Here is an 18,302-nt window from a genome sequence, read left to right as displayed (position 1 = left end):
ACATGACTAGCTTGAGATTACCAGCCTGGGTTCAGGTCAAGCATACCAAGGCGCTGGCGGCTCCGATTCTGATCATCATGATGCTTGCCATGATGGTCTTGCCCTTGCCGGCTTTTGTGTTGGACATTTTCTTCAGTTTCAACATTTCGCTTGCCATCATTGTTCTGCTGACAGCGTTGTACACGGTCAAGCCGCTTGATTTTGTTGCCTTCCCCGCGGTGTTGCTGGTCAGCACCATGTTGCGGCTGTCGCTCAACGTTGCTTCGACCCGGGTCGTACTCACTGAGGGGCACACCGGACCGGATGCTGCAGGGAAGGTCATTGAGGCGTTCGGCCACTTCCTCATTGGCGGTAACTATACGGTCGGTATCGTGGTGTTCATCATCCTCACCATTATCAACTTCACCGTGGTCACCAAAGGTGCTGGCCGTATCGCTGAAGTGGGCGCACGTTTTACACTGGACGCGATGCCGGGTAAGCAAATGGCGATCGATGCCGATCTGAATGCCGGTTTAATTGGCGAGCCAGATGCCCGTGCGCGCCGTAAGGAAGTGGCGCAGGAGGCTGAGTTCTATGGTGCAATGGACGGTGCCAGTAAATATGTCCGGGGTGATGCTGTTGCAGGCATTATCGTCACTGTCGTCAATATTGTGGGTGGCTTGGTGGTTGGTATGGTGCAGCATGATCTGGCGTTCGATCTGGCGCTGAAAAACTATACCTTGCTCGCCATCGGTGATGGTCTGGTTGCGCAGATTCCATCGCTCATCATCTCAACTGCGGCGGGTGTGGTGGTTTCCCGCGTTGCCAATGATGATGACGTTGGTGGTCAGTTGATTAATCAACTGTTCGCCAAGCCACAGGTACTGTTTCTGACGGCAGGTATTATTGGTGGCATGGGCTTGATTCCAGGTATGCCACATATCGCATTTGTGTTGCTTGGCGTATTGCTGGGGACTGCTGGTTACGTGGTGCGCGAGCGTCTGGCCAAGGCGCGGGAGGATGCCAAGCCGATTGCGCCGGCTGCGGTTGCGCAGGAAGTGGAAGAGGCAACCTGGCAAGATATTCTGCCGGTTGATACACTGGGGTTGGAAGTCGGTTATCGCTTGATTCCCCTGGTCGACAAGGGGCAGGGTGGAGAGCTGTTGCGTCGAATCAAAGGGATTCGCAAGAAATTTGCTCAAGAAGTTGGTTTTCTGTCACCACCAGTGCATATCCGCGATAATCTTGAACTGAAGCCATCTGCCTATCGGATTACCCTGAAAGGGGTCGAAATTGGTAAAGGTGAGGCGACATATGGTCAGTTTCTTGCCATTAACCCTGGCATGGTGACCGGGCCATTGCCCGGACTGATGACGAGCGATCCGGCCTTTGGCTTGCCAGCGGTGTGGATTGAGAGTGGCATGCGTGAAATGGCGCAGACCATGGGTTACACGGTAGTTGATACCGGAACAGTGATTGCGACCCACCTGAACCATTTGATTACGCTGCATGCGGCCGAGTTGCTTGGACGGCAGGAAGTGCAGCAATTGCTGGATCATATTGGCAAGGATGCGCCCAAGCTGGTTGAAGATCTGGTACCGAAATTGTTGCCGCTTGGCGCAGTTCAAAAAGTACTTCAGAACCTGCTCACGGAAGGTGTGCATATCCGCGATATGCGTACCATCATAGAGTCTCTTTCTGAAAATGCGTCGCGTACGCAGGAGCCTACCGAGCTCACTGCAATTGTGCGCGTCGCATTGGGGCGGGCAATTGTGCAGCAGATTTTCCCGACTGAGAGTGAGTTGTCTGTCATGACGTTGGATAGCAAGCTTGAGCGGCTGTTGATGCAGGCGTTGCAAGCCAGTGGTCCGGATGGTGGTGGTATCGAGCCAGGCCTGGCAGATGCGCTGATTGCGCAGACCGAAAGTGCTGCTCGTCATCAGGAGCAGCTTGGTCTGACGCCGGTATTGTTGGTTCCAGGTCCGCTGCGGGCATTGCTGGCGCGCTTCTTGCGGCGCTCGATGCCGCAGCTGCGTGTTTTGTCGCATGCTGAGGTGCCGGATTCAAAAACGATTAAAGTTACTAGCCTAGTTGGAGGGCAAGCATGAATGTGAAAAAATTTATCGCGGGTTCGTCTCGGGATGCTTGGCGCCAGGTGCGCGAAGCACTCGGTCCGGATGCGGTTATTCTCTCCAACAGGAATATCGATGATGGCGTGGAAATTCTGGCCATGGCCAATGAAGATATGTCTTCACTGGTCGTCCCAGCGATGGCGCGCGAGGCAATGCCGCCGGCAGCAGTCCGAAGACCGCCCTCGCAAGGTCAGCCACTTGCCGGGATTGCTCGGCCACGTCCTGAGTCTGCCTCGCCTGTGCGTCCTGAATCTGTGCGCCAAAGCACAGCGCAGGCGGATGCCCGCGTCTGGCGTACACGCAACGATAATCGCGTCAAGGAAGCACCGGTTGCTCCTGTGAAGGAACCGGTGGTGGAAGCCAAGGCTGCGCCAAAGCCAGTAGCCAAGGCGGCAGAGCCACGTCAGCACTCGAATGTGATGCCCGAGTTCGACGGCAAGGATTACGATGAAATTCTGTCCGATGTGATGACCGAGATTCGCACCATGCGTGGTGTGCTGGAAACACAATTGGCAGAAATTTCCTGGGGCGGTACGCAAAAGCGAGAACCCCTCAAAGCGGCGATCATGCGTGAGATGCTGGCGGCAGGTTTTAGTGCCAGTCTGTCACGCCTGATCACCGAGAATCTGCCGAGCAGCCCGAAGTCGCAGGATGCCATGTTCTGGGTCAAATCCGTGCTGGCCAAAAATCTGTTGACCATGGCCAACGAAAACGAACTACTGGAAGATGGTGGCGTGTATGCGCTGGTCGGTCCGACCGGTGTCGGCAAAACCACCACGACTGCCAAGTTGGCGGCACGTTGCGTGATGCGACATGGCCCGGGCAAACTGGCTCTCATCACCACTGACGGTTATCGTATCGGTGGCTACGAGCAATTACGTATTTACGGCAAGATCCTTGGCGTGATGGTGCACTCGGTCAAGGATGAGGCTGATTTGCGCATCGCTCTCGATGAATTGCGCGGCAAGCACACGGTACTCATTGATACCGCTGGGATGGGGCAGCGCGATCAAATGGTGGCTGAGCAGGCGGCTATGCTGTCGGGTGCTGGCTCTCATATCAAGCGGCTTCTCTGCCTGAATGCAACAGCGACCGGTGGCACGCTCAATGAAGTTGTCAGTGCCTATTCTGGCAATGGTGTCGCTGGTTGCATCATTACCAAGCTCGATGAGGCAGCGACCATCGGCAACGTTCTGGATGTAGTCATTCGACAAAAGCTCAATCTTTACTACGTGGCCAATGGCCAACGGGTGCCGGAGGATTTGCACGTGGCAAACAAGTTGTATCTGGTTGATCGGGCATTCAAGCTCAAGCGTGAAACCGCACCATTCGAGTTTCAGGATGCAGAACTGCCAGTCGTGATCGGTCCGACCGCGACTGCCATGAATGACAAGACACTGCGGGAGGTGATCCTTGGCTAATCATGACACCGATCAGGCTGAAGGTCTGCGCCGGATGCTGGAACGTCCGGTACCAAGAGTATTCACTTTTTTCTCGGTTTTGCCGGATGACGAGAAGGGGGCAATGCTGATCAATCTGGCAGCATCCCTGGCGGCAAGTGAGTGTAATGCCTTGCTGGTTGATGCTTGCATGACACCGTCGAGTGTCTTGTCGCGGTTTGGTGGATTTCCGGTAGCGACCTTGCTCGATGTAGCCAACAAGGATCGTCATCTGGATGAGGCTTTGCGCCTGGTTCCGGAGGGTTTTGCGCTGACCCGGCTGTCGCGCAAGAATGTCTCGATGGTGCCGCACCCGCAGGCATCTCTGTTGGCACAGACGTTTGACAAGCTTGCTTCTGATACTGACATAACGCTGGTCAATGCGGAATTGAGTGAATATGACAATCTTCCTGTGCCCGCCATGGAGATGGGCGAGATTGTTGTGCACATGTCGACCACTCCAGCTTCGATCAAGTCTGCGTACGTCCTGTTGAAGGATTTAAGTGACCGACTCGGTCGTCGTCCCTTTAGCCTGCTGGTCACCGGTAGCTCCGACGCCGAGGCGCAGATGGTCTTTGCCAACATGTCGCAGGCTGCCAATCGTTATCTGGCTGCGCAGCTGAACTTCATGGGCTCGATTCCGGCCGACGAGCATATTCGTCGGGCATCAGGGCAGGGGCGAACAGTGCTGGAGGCGTTTCCGTTGACGGGTGCTGCGCTGGCGTTCAGGCGTCTGGCCAGTCAGTTTTCTCTCTCTACGCTGACCAAGAGTAGCTACGGTATGGCGATTGATGGTGCAAGTCTCGGGGTATGACGTGTCATGTATAACGTCAAGGGAAAGGCGAGCAAGAACAGTTTGCTTGAGTTGCATGCGCCGCTGGTTAAAAAACTGGCACATCAGCTCAAGGCAAAGCTGCCGCCCAGTGTAGAAGTGGATGACTTGATTCAGGCTGGCATGATCGGCCTGCTTGATGCTGTCAATCGCTATGAGGAAACACACGGCGCGCAATTTGAGACATATGCCGTGCAGCGTATTCGTGGTGCGATGCTCGATGAGTTGCGCGGTAGTGACTGGTTGCCCCGTAGTATTCGTCAAAGTACTCGCAAGATCGAGGATGCAATTCATGTCCTGCTACAGCAATTGGGGCGGCCGCCGCAAGAGGCCGAAGTGGCAGCGCATCTCAAGATGAGCCTGACAGACTATCAGGATATGTTGACCGAATGTGGTGGTCATCAACTGATTTACTATGAGGATTTTCACGATTCCGAAGGTGGCAATGAGCATTTCCTTGATCGTTATCAAACCGGGCAAGGTGAAGACCCGCTGCAGAACTTGATCAGTGGTGGTTTTCGAGAGGCGGTGGCTGATGCCATTCGCGCATTGCCTGAGCGCGAGAAAATTCTGATGGGTCTCTATTATGAGCAGGAGATGAATCTCAAGGAAATCGGCGCTGTAATGGGAGTGTCTGAGTCGCGTGTTTGCCAGCTTCACAGTCAGGCAATTGCGCGGATGCGTTCAACCTTGCGAGAGCAAGCCTGGACGGGCGTTTCTTAAGCGTGTTGCTGTTTCAAGTGTGCTGAGTTCGTGCCGGTGTCAAACTGGTGAGTGCGGGGAGCGTATTTCCACATTTCATGCCCCGCAAGAGAACTTTAACCGATAGCGAGTGGGCGACCGTTGTTGCGTATTTTTGATTGTCCGTCAGGACCGTAAAATGTACCGTTACTCTTGCCTTGCAACACGTTCATGGCGCCCTGATTGATTGCCATTTGTCTACCGACCAAAATACCATTAAGCCGGTTTAGTTCTCTTGCAGATTGCGCCAGAGAGAACAAGTCATCCCACGTTTGCTTGTCTTCGTCAGAGCCGCACTGGGTGATCCAAAATTGCATACCATCTTCATTTGGCGGCAGGCCAAGTGTTTCCAGGATTTGATGGCGACTATCAGCAAGTGAGGCCATCTCGGCAACGATATTTGCCTTTTCACTGATCACAGCAGGAATTTCGTCTGCTTCACCATTGCCAATGAGTAATTCCTGTTCTTGCTTGAGCACGTCAATCAGGCGCGAAGTCGCCAGTTTTTCCTGCTTCAGGCTTTGTGTTGGCCGATGGGAAGTGGTGCTTGTCATATCATTAATAACTATTGCTATTGTTGCGTGTACTGATGAGGTCCTTGCAAGTGTCCAGCAAGCCGCTAGACACTTTATCTGGGTCTACCTGAAAGGTGCCATTGGCGATTGCCGCCTTGATTTCGGCGACTTTCTTGGCGTCAAAATTATCACCAGATCCATTCGCCTTGGCACCAAGTGCCTGGTATTGGGCGGAAAGCTGGACATTCGCTGCGCTGTTATTGACGGCTGGTGGGGGATCGAACTTGGCTGGCGTTGCTGGTGCTGAAGCTGCCGTTGTAGTGGGCGTAGGACGGGCTTGCTGGGGTGTTACGTCCGGTAATCCTGTGTTCTTGTTGAGTGCGTCATTAACGTTCACGGCGATGTCCTTCTCTGGTTGTGGCGTTTATAGCCAACCTGCTGCAATGATTATCGGCCATTTTCGCTCGAACTTTAATACATTTCTCGCTCAGAGAACATATTTCCCTGAGGGGAACGCTAATAACGTATCTCCACGATACCTCCAGCTTTGGCTACGCCGCTAATTACCTGGCCTGATACGGTTTTGGCTTGCACCAGTTCACCTTCTCCTGCGTTATTCAGTGCCCGTCCTTCGGTGGTAATCTGGAAGCCCTGTCCGATGGACACAATACGTACTGCCTGACCCTGTTGCACCACACGGTTGGCGCGAAGTGCGTCTTGCCGGATGGGGGCTCCAGCCGGAATCGACATGTTGGCGACGCGACCAATTGCCTGCGATTCGTCCGTAATGACGCCATTGGGCAGACTTCCCAAATCACCTGTGACGACCGCAATATTGGTCGGGTTGATTGTTTGACCTTGCGCCAAAGGAGCCGCGGCAACAATATATGGAGACATGACCTGCACCGTGGCGCGCATGTATACAGTCCATTGTGACGGTGCTGTACATCTGATGCCTACAGTCGTTTTGCCCCAGAGACGGCCTCCATTTGGCATGAAGGCTTGGGGCGTAGGGCAGGCCTGCAGGTTTAGCGCGGGATTAAGTGGCTCGGTAGTCACTGTGATGGTGCCAGGTATCCCGTTGGTTTGCGTCTGCATGAACTGCTCTGCAACTTGCTGCAATGCAACCAAATCCTGCCGCTGCTGGGCAGGTGACTGGCTCTGGAATTGCTGTGCGGTGCTCTGGGCCGTTACCGAAGATGCGAATACGCACATGAACAACAGCGCAGACGCCGTGGAATAAAATTTCATAAACGACAACGTAAATCCTTGGTGGCCGAATGGAGAGGCATGTTGCCAGCAATAGTAGTCCTGGCCATTTTTGTCAAAAGCTCGAACAAGACGTAGTTTCATCCCTTTCTCGCCCAATCGAGTTCATGAGGGCGTCGTATGATCCAACCTACGTAAATCCCGCTACTGGCATTGTAGCTGAGCCTTGGTGGTTGATTGTGAGCATTATCTGGAGAGTTTGATGGTCGCTAAATTGGACGATTACTTGCGGTTTAATGAAGCAGCACTGGACTTGCGCGCGCAGCGCCAGCAAGTGCTGGCGTCCAATATCGCTAATGCTGATACGCCTAACTTCAAGGCGCGTGACATTGATTTTGCCAAAACACTTGAGGAAAAGCTTGGTCGCCACCAAACGCCGGTCAAGCCATTGCCCGGATTGCCACCGGTCGAACTGGCCAGAACGTCTCCGGGACATATTGCTGGTACTCCGATCGAGTCTGATCGTGGACTTGATGATTCACAATTGCTTTATCGCACTGTGACGCAAGGCAGTGTGGATGGTAATACAGTTGATATGGACGTTGAGCGCAATCAGTTCACTGATAACGGCGTGCATTACGAGGCTGGCGTTACCGCAATCAATGCGCAGATCAAATTGCTGTTAAGCGCTATTCAACCTGGCTGATCATTATGTCCCTGTCTAACATTTTTAACGTTTCAGGCTCGGCGATGAGTGCGCAGTCGCAGCGTCTCAATACTGTCGCCAGTAACATTGCCAACGCTGATAGTGCAACGGGGCCTGATGGTCAACCCTATAAGGCCAAGCAGGTTGTGTTCAAGACTGTGCCTTATGGTGATATTTCGAATAGTGGCGTGCAGGTTGAGCGTGTGGTCGAAGATCAGACGCCTCCCCGGTTAATGTATGACCCGAAAAATCCAATGGCTGACGGCAATGGCTATGTGGCCATGCCGAACGTCAATCCAGTGGAAGAAATGGTCAATATGATCTCTGCCTCGCGGTCTTATCAGACCAATGTGGAGACCATGAATACCGCCAAGAACATGTTGTTGAAAACACTTACTATCGGTCAATAAGGAAACTATCGATCATGTCTACTATTTCCAGTGACTTGTTGTCTCCCATGAATGGTGCCTCTGCGACGCCGCCGGGTACTTCTTCAGGTTTGACCGAAAACAGTCCTGAGGCAATTCAGAACCGGTTTCTGAAGCTGCTGACTGTGCAGATGAAAAACCAGGATCCCACCAAGCCGATGGATAACGCTGAGCTGACCACCCAGCTGGCGCAGCTGTCGACAGTTTCTGGTATCAGCAAACTGAACACCACGCTGGAATCACTGATGGCGAACTCGTCATCGTCGCAGTCCTTGCAATCGGCCAACATGATCGGTCACAGCGTATTGGCACCCGGTAAGGAAACCACGTTGGCATCAACTTCGACAATCAACCCGGATGGCACAACGACCACGACAAAGCGTGCTGTTTTCGGCGTGCAGTTGGACGGTAATGTGGACAGCCTCAAGATCAACATCCGCGACGCCAGCGGCAAGGTGGTGCAGTCTCTGGATATGGGATCTCAAAGTGCAGGTACATTGCCGATTGTGTGGGATGGTGCAACCGATTCCGGCAAGCCCGCGCCAGATGGTCAGTACACATTTGAAGTAGCGGGGACATCCGCGGGATCGCCAGTATCTGCAACCGGACTGTCTTTCGGTACGGTTTCCAGCGTCACCACAGGTGCGGATGGTGTGAAGCTCAATGTATCCAACATTGGCACGATCAAAACAACCGACGTAGTTCAAATTCTTTAATCCACTGACGGCATCAGTTCAAGGAGAATCAAATGAGTTTTCAACAAGGCCTTAGTGGCTTGAATGGCGCATCGAAGAGTCTTGATGTGATCGGTAACAACGTTGCCAACGCCAGCACAGTGGGTTTCAAATCGGCGCAGGCGCAGTTTGCCGATTTGTACGCGAATTCGATGAACCGTTCGGGTAATTCGCCGGTCGGGATTGGTGTTATGACGGCAACAGTGCGTCAGTCATTCACCCAGGGCAATATCACTTCCAGCAACAATCCTCTGGATGTTGCGATTAATGGTGATGGCTTTTTCCGGATGCAGTCGACCGAACAAGATGCAACGCCGATGTACGGGCGTAATGGTCAGTTCGAGCTCGACAAAGATGGTTATATTGTTAACAAGAGTGAGAATGGCGCGTATTTGACCGGCTGGCCTGGAAATGCCAAGGGCGGTGATCCAGTGCGCATGCAAATCAACACCGCCAATATTCCGGCAACTCAAACCACTGCTGTGCAAAGCAAGCTGAATCTGGACTCCCGACTGGCGGCGCCGGCGACAACGCCATTTGATCCGACCGATAGTGCCAGTTACAACAGCACAACAGGCGCAACTGTCTATGACAGTCTTGGTAATAGCTACAACGTGCAGACTTACTACGTCAAAAATACGGCATCGTCATCCAGTGGTTCGACCAACTGGGACGTGTACACCACCGTTGACGGCGCGCCTTATCCTGCAGTTGGCTTGGGTGGTTCGCAATCAAAGGTTGCGACCCTGAGTTTTGACAGCAACGGTAATCTGACAAGCTCGCAGCCTGCTGCCACGCTGAACCTGACACCGAGGCCAGGTGCTTCCTTTGCATCTGCTGGCATCACGCTTAATTACACAGGTAGCACGCAGACCAGCGCTGACTTCACAACAGTTGCGCAAACCCAGGATGGTAAAGGTCCTGGCGTGTTGTCGAGTTTTGCAATCGGTAAGGATGGTTTGATCACTGGCAGTTATTCCAATGGGGATAGCAAGACCCTGGGTCAGATCGTGTTGGTCAACTTTGCCAATCCTAATGGATTGCAACCAGTCGGCAACAATCTCTTTACTGCTTCACCTGATGCCGGTGCACCATTGATTGGTACGCCGTCTACCGGTCAGTTCGGCACGATGCAAGCGAGATCTGTGGAGGATTCCAACACAGATTTGACCGCCGAACTGGTCAACATGATTGTTGCGCAGCGCGTTTATCAGGCCAACTCGCAGACAATCAAGGTGCAGGATTCCGTATTGCAAACCTTAGTCAGCCTGCGCTGATCACGCGATAAGAAATAGGACCATACGCGGTTTTGCCGCGTATCAGTTTAGGGGTAACTATGGATCGCATGATCTACACCGCGATGTCCGGCGCAAAGCACACGATGGAGCAGCAGGCCACTGTGAGCAACAATCTGGCCAACGCGACGACAACGGGTTTTCGGGAGCAGCTCAATACCTTTCGCTCGGTGCCGGTTGTCGGTCAGGGATTGGCGACCCGCAGCTTTGTGGTCGATTCAACTGCTGGGTCAAATTTTACGGGTGGACCGATTCAGGAGACTGGACGGCCTCTCGACGTAGCGGTTCAGGGGCCTGGCTGGTTCTCTGTGCAAACTGCCGACGGTGGCGAAGCTTATACCCGTGACGGTAATTTCAAACTCAGCGAGAACGGCGTGCTGCAAACGCAACGTGGCCAGAACGTTGTGGGTGAAGGAGGTCCAATCAGTGTTCCGCCAGATACCAGTATCACGATTTCGCCAGACGGGACGGTGTCTGGTATTCCGACGACGGGAGCTACCACTGCAGTCAATATTTTGGGGCGCCTCAAATTAGTTAATCCTAACGAAAAGTCACTCAAGCGTGGTGATGATGGCATGTTCCGTCTGACCAGCGGCACTCAGGCTCAGGCTGACGCAAATGTGCGTCTGGTTGGCGGTGCGCTGGAGGGAAGCAATGTCAATGTTGTTGAGTCAGTGGTAAGCATGATCAATCTGGCGCGCCAGTTCGACATGAACATGAAGCTGATGCAAACAGCTGAAGGCGACACCGATAAAGCCAATCAAATTCTATCGTTGTCCTGAATTTGAGCCTGAAGTCACACCCGAAGTAAGACCTTGGTCTTTCCCCTGAAAAGGTATTGGAGAAAAAATGATTCGTTCCCTGTGGATTTCAAAAACTGGTCTGGATGCGGAACAAACGCAATTGGATGTTATCTCCAATAACCTGGCCAACGTCAGTACGAACGGTTTTAAACGTTCGCGTGCTGTGTTCGAAGATCTGTTGTATCAGAACATTCGCCAGCCCGGCGCACAATCCACCCAGCAAACCCAGTTGCCTTCCGGCTTGCAAATTGGTACTGGTGTTCGTCCAGTCACCACTGAGCGTATTCATACTCAAGGTAACGTCAACCAGACGGGGAACGATAAGGACGTAGCAATTCAGGGTGCAGGTTTCTTTCAGGTATTAATGCCTGATGGCACCACAGGTTATACCCGCGATGGTTCATTTCAGACTGATGCGCAAGGGCAGTTGGTGACTTCGAGCGGCTATGTTGTGCAGCCACCAATCACAATTCCAGCCAATGCGACAAAAATGACGATTGGTCGCGATGGCACAGTCTCGGTAACACAGGCTGGCTCGACCGCGACCACACAGATCGGCGCATTGCAGTTGGCGACCTTCATCAATCCGGCCGGATTGGAGAGCAAGGGTGAGAATCTATACTCTGAGACTGCGTCCTCCGGTACGCCTGCACCTACTGCACCAGGAACCAATGGTGCCGGTTCATTGTGGCAAGGTTATGTGGAAACATCGAACGTGAACGTGGTTGAAGAGATGGTCAACATGATCCAGACGCAACGCGCGTATGAAATCAACAGCAAGGCGATCACCACATCCGATCAGATGCTGGCCAAGTTGTCGCAGTTGTAACGGTTTTGCAGGGGTGCTTAGCGCCTCATCTTTCTGATTTAGGAGTCGCATGATGGATATGTTTTCAGTTTTCAACTCTGGTCTGCGTGCCCCAAAGCATGTGGCATCACGAGTTGTGTCCGTCTTGCTGATATTGGTGGTCGTGCTTAGCGCGGGTGTGGCAAGAGCTGAGCGACTCAAGGACCTGGCAAGTATTCAGGGCGTCCGTGAGAATCAGTTGATCGGCTACGGGCTGGCAGTGGGACTTGATGGTAGTGGTGACCAGACCACGCAGACGCCATTTACCGTGCAAAGTGTCGTCAATATGTTGCAGCAACTGGGTGTCAATCTACCCGCGGCAACCGCAAGCAGCATGCAGCTGAAAAATGTAGCAGCGGTGATCGTGACGACTTCGTTGCCTTCATTTGCGCAGCCGGGTCAAACGCTCGATGTCACTGTATCCTCGATTGGTAATGCAAAGACCTTGCGCGGCGGTACGCTGCTGATGGCGCCTTTGAAAGGTGCCGATGGTCAAATTTATGCAATTGCTCAAGGTAATATCGTTGTTGGTGGCGCCGGAGCCTCAGCCGGCGGCAGCAGCACGACAATCAATCAGCTCAGCGTTGGACGCATCTCGGCCGGCGCCACGGTGGAGCGGTCAGTACCTTCAGCACTGGGACAGGGCGACGTCGTTAATCTGGAATTGCGTGATAGCGATTTCTCGACGGCCAATCGTGTCGTTGAAGCTGTGAACAAGCGCTTTGGTGCTGATACGGCAATGGCCCAGGATGGCCGTGTGATTCGTGTGCGTGCACCGCTAGGTAGCGGCGATCGGGTGGCATTCTTGGGAGCATTGCAGAACCTCGACGTAACTCCCGCCATCATGCAGGCAAAAGTGATCCTGAATGCTCGCACCGGGTCGGTTGTGATGAATCAGGCTGTTACACTTGATACATGCGCGGTATCGCATGGTAATCTGTCGGTTGTGATCAATGCTGATAACAGTGTCAGTCAGCCTGGCGCGTTCTCGGGCGGTCAGACCACAACCAATACCAATGCTCAGATATCAATTACGGCTGAGCCGGGCAAAGTGATGTACTTGAAGGGTGGTGCGTCCTTGTCTGATGTAGTGAAGGCACTTAATGCAATCGGGGCAACGCCGCAGGATTTGCTAGCAATTCTGCAGGCGATGAAGACAGCAGGTTCGCTGCGTGCGGAACTGGAAATCATTTAAACGGGATGTGCATATGATTAACAACATCAAGCCCGCTAATCCGACCGAAAGTCTGGCTGTCGATGCAAATAGTCTCAATAGTTTGCGTTCCGCTGCAACCCAAAATTCTCCTGAGGCCATCAAAGGGGCTTCTAAGCAATTCGAGGCGTTGTTCCTCAACATGATGTTGAAGAGCATGCGTGATGCGACTCCTCAGGACGGGATGCTGGACAGTCAGCAGACCAAAATGTTCACCGGGATGCTTGATCAGCAGCTTAGCCAGAACATGGCGCAGCGTGGCGTCGGTTTGGCCGATATGCTTGAAAGGCAGCTGTCGAGCTCGGTGAGCAAGCCATTGCCCACCGATGAGGAGAGCAATTCTTCATCGGAGGCTGTCATCCCTCTTCTTCGGGGCTTGAGTGATATCGACAAGGCCAAATTATTCCAGGGTATTGCAGTAAGCACTGCGGATTTGCCTTCACCTGACAATCCAAGTAACAAACGCCGTGTTGGTCAGCAACGACCGGCTCACGTTGAGGCATTTCAGAATCGTTTGCAGGCAGATGCTGAGCGTGCCAGTCAAATGACTGGTATCCCCGCCAAATTCATGCTGGCTCAGGCGGCATTGGAAACCGGTTGGGGTAAGAAGGAAATTCGCGCACGCGATGGCAGCTCTGCACATAATCTTTTTGGTATCAAAGCCGGTGGTAGTTGGACAGGCAAAGTGGTTGAGGCAACGACGATTGAATATGTGAATGGTACTCCACAAAAGCGCATTGAAAAATTCCGTGCTTATGAGTCCTATGCTGAAGCATTTAAAGATTATGCGAACGTTCTTCGTAGCAATCCACGCTATGAAAAAGTGCTGGCGAATGCGCAAGATGCTCATGGTTTTGCTTACGGTCTGCAACGCGCAGGGTATGCGACCGACCCGCATTATGCAGAAAAACTGTCACGCATCATCAATCAGTCGCTCTCTGCTTGATTGGGTTCTGGACGGCAACGAAACCACGGTTTTCTGCTAAACGTTACTGCCGTTCTATCTTCTGGTTGAGGCCGCAGAACTTGCTTGGCTGACGCACACCTGGCCATCATGATACCGGCGGAGGTGATTAAAGTTTCCCCGCAAATTGCCGTTGAGTAGAGAACTCGGGCAAAGAAAACATAGCATGACATCCAATATCTTCAGTATCGGGCAAAGTGCACTGGCAGCCGCTCAAACGGCGCAGGCAACGACCAGCCACAACATCTCGAATGCTACTACCCCGGGCTACAATCGCCAGGTGGTTGTGCAGACGACAGCTGGTGCCATTAACTACGGTCCTGGCTTTGTGGGGCAAGGTACGAATGTTGCTGAGATCAAGCGCATCTACGACAATTTTCTGGCTAAACAGGTCATGGCATCGCAGACGGCTGCGAGCTCCATGGATTCCTACTCCGAGCAGATTGGTCAAATCAATAATCTGGTCGCAGATACCTCGGCTGGTTTGTCACCATCGCTGCAAAGTTTCTTTTCAAGTTTGCAGAATCTGGCATCCACCCCTAATAATGATGCCGCCCGCCAGGCAGTGCTGTCTAACGGTCAGGGCCTGGTTTCGAGGTTCCAAAGTCTGAACGATCAGTTGGCCAAGAGCCGTAGCACAGTCAATAATCAGATTGTGTCCAACGTCGATACCATCAATGCTTTCGCACGCCAGATTCAGACACTGAACTTGGCAATCCAGAAAGCCTCGGGGGCGACTGGTGCTACTCCCAATGATTTGCTTGATCAGCGCGATCAAGCACTCGCCGATCTGAATAAAATCGTCAAAGTGACGACCGTGCGTCAGGATAATGGCTCATTGAGCGTGTTTGTCGGAAATGGTCAGCCGCTGGTGTTGGGGGATACCGTTTCTACTCTCGCTGCCACGCCGTCACCAAATGACCCGACACGCTTGCAGATTTCCTACCAGACCAATGGGCAGAATGTACTGATTCCTGACGGTGCATTTACCGGTGGCAGTTTGGGCGGCGCTTTGCAATACCGTAGCGAGACCCTGGATCAGGCCCAAAATTCGCTTGGTCGTGTCGCTATTGCATTGAGCTCATCGTTCAATGCCCAGCACAAGCTGGGGCAGGATCAGAACGGTAATATGGGGACTGATTTTTTTAAAGTTGCTCCTCCAGTCGTCTACAGTGATATCAAAAACTCTGCTGGTTCCACACTGCCTGCGACGATCACAGATGCATCGAAATTGACGACCAGCGATTACACGCTCAATTACGATGGAAGCAAATATACGTTCACTCGCTTGTCGGATGGTCAAAAGACGGTTGTAGATTCCTCCGCGATTCCGGCAGGGAAATTCCCCGTGACGATTGATGGTGTTACCTATGCGGCGCCAACCATGTCTGCAGGTGACAGCTTCAGGATCAAGCCGACCGTCGCAGGTGCCGCGTTGATTGGCATGGCTATTGACAAAACACAGTTGGTTGCAGCAGGTACGCCCGTACTGACTTCTGGCAATGCAGTCACCAATATGGGCTTGGTCACAACAGGCAACACAGGCACAGGTGTAGTGACCTCAGCCACGGTCGACAAAGCAAGTTTTACGCCTAACGCCAAGCTTGACTTCAAGTACGATGCCGCTACTGGATCATTGTCGTTGTCGCCGCCAGCTGCCGTCACAGTAACAACTACTTCAGGCGTTACGCAGACCTATGCTGCGGGTACTGCGATTCCTTACTCTGCCGGTGCCACCATCAGCTCTGGTGGTGTCAGCTTTGTGCTTAGTGGCACACCGGCTGACGGTGATAGCTATCGTTTCTCTCCGGTACCGGGCAATTCCGGCTTGGCGACGATTTCGTCGGGCAGTATTGATTCGACGTATAAGCCATTGCCAGAGGGGACCAAACTGGGTTTCACTTTCAATGGCACAACCGGACAGTTCAAGCCATCTTCAGACGTTGGACCAGTACTGATTACGCATCAGGACGGATCGACAACTAATTACGCTTCCGGTGCACCGATCAACTTTACCGCGGGCGACAAGTTCACCACGGCAGGTATCAGTTTCAGGATTACTGGTGTGCCAGCAGATGGTGATCAATTCTATGTCGAGTCCAATACCGATGGTGTCAACGATAACCGGAATGCGCAGGCGCTGAACGCATTACAGACTGCAAGTACGATTGGTACGGCTTCCTTCCAGGGTTCCTATTCGCAATTGGTCAGTGAGATCGGCAACAGAACCAATGAAATCAACGTTACCAACGCAGCAGAAAAAGCACGGCTGACATCGATTCAGCAAGAGCAGCAGTCTCAATCCGGGGTCAATCAGGATGAAGAATTATCGAACATGATCAAGAATCAGACCGCATATCAGGCGGCGGCTAAAGTCATTCAGGCCGCCAGCGATATGCTCAATGTCTTGTTCAATATCGAGCATTAAGGGTAGGGGGATAACATCATGCGTATTAGCACGAATCAACTTTATGAGCTCAGCAACAACGATTTAACCGGGATGCAGGGGTCGATTGTTAAACTCACCCAAAAAGTCGATGCACAACAGAAAGTTCTGGTTCCATCAGATGATCCTGTCGCTGCTGCGCGCGCATTGGATCTGTCTCAAACCCAGGCGCTGAATTCACAGTTTGCGACGAACCGCAATAATGCGAAAAGTTCGCTTGCCTCGGTAGGCAGTGCACTCGACAGCGTGACGCAGTTGCTGACCAAGGTCAAGGCGGACGTGGTCCAGGCTGGTAATGCCTCGTTTTCCAATGCCGAGCGATCCAATATGGCGGCAGAACTGAAGGGCAATCTCAATGAGATGCTCGGCCTTGCCAATACGACGGATGGCCTGGGCAATTATGTTTTTGGCGGATTCAGGAGTACAACCCAGCCGTTCAGCTACGACAGCATGGGTAATATTGTCTACAGCGGCGACCAGGGAACGCAAACCTTACAGGTGGATGCAACCCGTCAAATGGAAGTGAGCGCGTCGGGGCAGGCGGTGTTTCAGGGCAATGGGCAAGATACCTTCAAAACAATGCAGGATCTGATCACCCTGTTGTCAGTGCCAACGTCCGAGGCTGCCAATAATGCGGACACAGTGGCGGCATCGACCTTTGAGTTTCCTCCCGGCTCCGGCCGATTCCCGATTGCCGAATATAACGATATTCAGTCAGAACTGGATGCGACCGATCCGACCGATGAAAGATTTAGTGAGCTGATGACCAGGGCGTCCAATGCCAAGTTGCTTGCTGATCAGGCTGATGCTGCACGTACGCCTATTCCAGGTAGTCAGGCTGCGTTGTCGCGTAGTCTGAGTGCACTTGGTAACTCGATTGGTCTGCAAATGGGCAACGTGGAATCTGCCACTGCATCCGTGGGAGCGCGTCAGAATGAGCTGGATAATCTGGATGCACAGGGTCAGGTACTGAATCAGCAATATCTTCAGACTACCAATAATCTATTGGGTCGCAATGGTACTGACGTCACCGAGGTCATCAGTCAGTTGAATCAGCAATCTCAGTATCTTCAGGCGGCACAAAAGGTGTTTGTTTCCACCAGCAATCTTTCGTTATTGAACTATTTGCGGTAATTAGTCCGATTGCTGTCGCTGTGGTGGACCATCGGCGCGGCACCTCATTCTCTTTATAGATGTACCTGTTTAGGTACATCTATCGTTTCGGCATGGTCGGGATGGTTGCCATGCCGCCCAGCGTTCTCACTAGGTCGATCGTGTCTGCCAAAAAGTGCTGCAGTGGTGTGAGCATATACGGGAGCGATACGGCCACTAGTAAAAAGCCTGCAATCATGGTGATCGGGAAGCCGATGCCGAACAGATTCAGTTGTGGCGCCGCCCTGGTCAGAATTCCCAGCGCCATGTTGGTGATCAAGAGGGCTACCAGAATGGGAAGCGATAATTGCAGACCCATTCTGAAAATGATCGCGCTAGACATCACCAAGTAGTGAAATCCTTCCGTTGTTACCGGTGTCGCTGTGATCGGCAGGCTCGCGAAGCTGTCTGACATCACTGCCAACAGCATCAGGTGACCATTGATGCTGAGAAAAACCAAGGTTGCCAGCAAGCTGAACATCTGGCTGATGGCCGAGGTTCTACCTTGTGATTGTGGATCAAAAAATACCGCAAAACCGAGCCCCATCGTGGATGAAGTCAGTTCACCTGCCATTTCAACTGCGGCAAATACCAAGCGTACCGCAAAACCCATCGACAGACCGATCAACAGTTGTTGCGCCAGAATCAGCAAGCCTGTCAATGAGGCTGGATCGAGTGAAGTTGGGATAGGAACGCTAGGCGAGATCACAATGGCAATCATCACTCCCAGCAAAAGTTTGACCAGCATTGGTACGCTGGCGCTACCGAACGGCGGAGCAACAGCGAGCAGGCCAAGGATGCGGGTGAGCGGCCAGATGAATGAGGCAATCCAGATGGATAACTGGGCGCTTGTGACGGAGATCATGT

18 protein-coding genes are annotated in these 18,302 nt (G+C 52.7%); 14 read left to right on the top strand and 4 right to left on the bottom strand.

From position 1 onward, the window contains the following. Positions 1–2 precede the first annotated feature (2 nt). The 4 genes from flhA to FHW66_RS03510 are packed head-to-tail and all read left to right on the top strand — an operon-like array spanning position 3 to position 5,105. On the top strand, positions 3–2,087 hold the full coding sequence (flhA, locus tag FHW66_RS03525; RefSeq protein WP_370543394.1) for a flagellar biosynthesis protein FlhA: 2,085 nt from the start codon (positions 3–5) through the stop codon (positions 2,085–2,087). Continuing rightward, a complete protein-coding gene (gene flhF / locus FHW66_RS03520; protein ID WP_183378320.1) occupies positions 2,084–3,532 on the top strand; it encodes a flagellar biosynthesis protein FlhF in 1,449 nt (482 codons plus the stop codon). Before flhA ends, flhF begins: the two co-directional genes overlap by 4 nt. Positions 3,533–3,566: 34 nt before the next feature. Next, on the top strand, positions 3,567–4,364 hold the full coding sequence (locus FHW66_RS03515; protein ID WP_183378652.1) for an antiactivator of flagellar biosynthesis FleN protein: 798 nt from the start codon (positions 3,567–3,569) through the stop codon (positions 4,362–4,364). Positions 4,365–4,370: 6 nt separating this feature from the next. Continuing rightward, positions 4,371–5,105, top strand: a complete 735-nt coding sequence (locus FHW66_RS03510) for an RNA polymerase sigma factor FliA (RefSeq protein WP_183378318.1) — start codon at positions 4,371–4,373, stop codon at positions 5,103–5,105. Between the two features lie 95 nt (positions 5,106–5,200). Here the strand turns inward: FHW66_RS03510 and FHW66_RS03505 are convergent, their stop codons facing one another. The 3 genes from FHW66_RS03505 to flgA all read right to left on the bottom strand — a co-directional run bounded on the left by FHW66_RS03505 (position 5,201) and on the right by flgA (position 6,889). Next, positions 5,201–5,677 carry a flagella synthesis protein FlgN gene (locus FHW66_RS03505; protein WP_183378317.1) on the bottom strand — a complete coding sequence of 159 codons (477 nt, stop codon included), beginning with the start codon at positions 5,675–5,677 and terminating at the stop codon, positions 5,201–5,203. Positions 5,678–5,681: 4 nt separating this feature from the next. After that, positions 5,682–6,035, bottom strand: a complete 354-nt coding sequence (gene flgM, locus FHW66_RS03500; protein WP_183378315.1) for a flagellar biosynthesis anti-sigma factor FlgM — start codon at positions 6,033–6,035, stop codon at positions 5,682–5,684. Positions 6,036–6,154: 119 nt separating this feature from the next. Further along, complete coding sequence (flgA, locus tag FHW66_RS03495; protein WP_183378313.1) at positions 6,155–6,889, bottom strand: flagellar basal body P-ring formation chaperone FlgA; 735 nt, start codon at positions 6,887–6,889, stop codon at positions 6,155–6,157. 220 nt (positions 6,890–7,109) lie between these two features. Between flgA and flgB the strand changes: the two genes are divergently transcribed. The 10 genes from flgB (at position 7,110) to flgL (ending at position 17,417) form a co-directional block, all read left to right on the top strand. Beyond that, the gene (gene flgB / locus FHW66_RS03490) at positions 7,110–7,553 is read left to right on the top strand and encodes a flagellar basal body rod protein FlgB (protein ID WP_183378312.1); all 444 of its coding nucleotides are present in this window, start codon (positions 7,110–7,112) and stop codon (positions 7,551–7,553) included. 5 nt (positions 7,554–7,558) lie between these two features. After that, complete coding sequence (gene flgC, locus FHW66_RS03485) at positions 7,559–7,963, top strand: flagellar basal body rod protein FlgC (RefSeq protein ID WP_183378310.1); 405 nt, start codon at positions 7,559–7,561, stop codon at positions 7,961–7,963. A gap of 14 nt (positions 7,964–7,977) precedes the next feature. After that, positions 7,978–8,697: a flagellar hook assembly protein FlgD gene (locus tag FHW66_RS03480; RefSeq protein WP_183378309.1), complete on the top strand. Its 720-nt coding sequence runs from the start codon at positions 7,978–7,980 to the stop codon at positions 8,695–8,697. Positions 8,698–8,729: 32 nt separating this feature from the next. Then, the gene (gene flgE / locus FHW66_RS03475) at positions 8,730–9,992 is read left to right on the top strand and encodes a flagellar hook protein FlgE (protein WP_183378307.1); all 1,263 of its coding nucleotides are present in this window, start codon (positions 8,730–8,732) and stop codon (positions 9,990–9,992) included. Between the two features lie 59 nt (positions 9,993–10,051). Continuing rightward, a complete protein-coding gene (gene flgF, locus FHW66_RS03470) occupies positions 10,052–10,792 on the top strand; it encodes a flagellar basal-body rod protein FlgF (RefSeq protein WP_183378306.1) in 741 nt (246 codons plus the stop codon). Between the two features lie 67 nt (positions 10,793–10,859). Beyond that, positions 10,860–11,642, top strand: a complete 783-nt coding sequence (flgG, locus tag FHW66_RS03465; RefSeq protein WP_183378304.1) for a flagellar basal-body rod protein FlgG — start codon at positions 10,860–10,862, stop codon at positions 11,640–11,642. Between the two features lie 58 nt (positions 11,643–11,700). After that, positions 11,701–12,855, top strand: coding sequence for a flagellar basal body P-ring protein FlgI (locus FHW66_RS03460; RefSeq protein ID WP_183378651.1), 1,155 nt, complete (start codon positions 11,701–11,703; stop codon positions 12,853–12,855). A gap of 13 nt (positions 12,856–12,868) precedes the next feature. Continuing rightward, positions 12,869–13,819: a flagellar assembly peptidoglycan hydrolase FlgJ gene (gene flgJ / locus FHW66_RS03455; RefSeq protein WP_183378303.1), complete on the top strand. Its 951-nt coding sequence runs from the start codon at positions 12,869–12,871 to the stop codon at positions 13,817–13,819. Positions 13,820–14,003: 184 nt separating this feature from the next. Beyond that, positions 14,004–16,265: a flagellar hook-associated protein FlgK gene (flgK, locus tag FHW66_RS03450; protein ID WP_183378302.1), complete on the top strand. Its 2,262-nt coding sequence runs from the start codon at positions 14,004–14,006 to the stop codon at positions 16,263–16,265. A gap of 18 nt (positions 16,266–16,283) precedes the next feature. Further along, positions 16,284–17,417 (top strand): flagellar hook-associated protein FlgL, encoded by a 1,134-nt coding sequence (gene flgL / locus FHW66_RS03445; protein WP_183378301.1) that lies wholly within the window; start codon positions 16,284–16,286, stop codon positions 17,415–17,417. Positions 17,418–17,496: 79 nt separating this feature from the next. Here the strand turns inward: flgL and fliR are convergent, their stop codons facing one another. Beyond that, positions 17,497–18,300, bottom strand: coding sequence for a flagellar biosynthetic protein FliR (fliR, locus tag FHW66_RS03440; protein ID WP_183378299.1), 804 nt, complete (start codon positions 18,298–18,300; stop codon positions 17,497–17,499). Positions 18,301–18,302 lie beyond the last annotated feature (2 nt).

This window comes from Herbaspirillum sp. Sphag64, assembly GCF_014192645.1.
Taxonomy (GTDB): domain Bacteria; phylum Pseudomonadota; class Gammaproteobacteria; order Burkholderiales; family Burkholderiaceae_D; genus Herbaspirillum.
The sequence above is the reverse complement of the archived record's forward strand: the minus strand, read 5'-3'. Positions and strand labels throughout refer to the sequence as shown.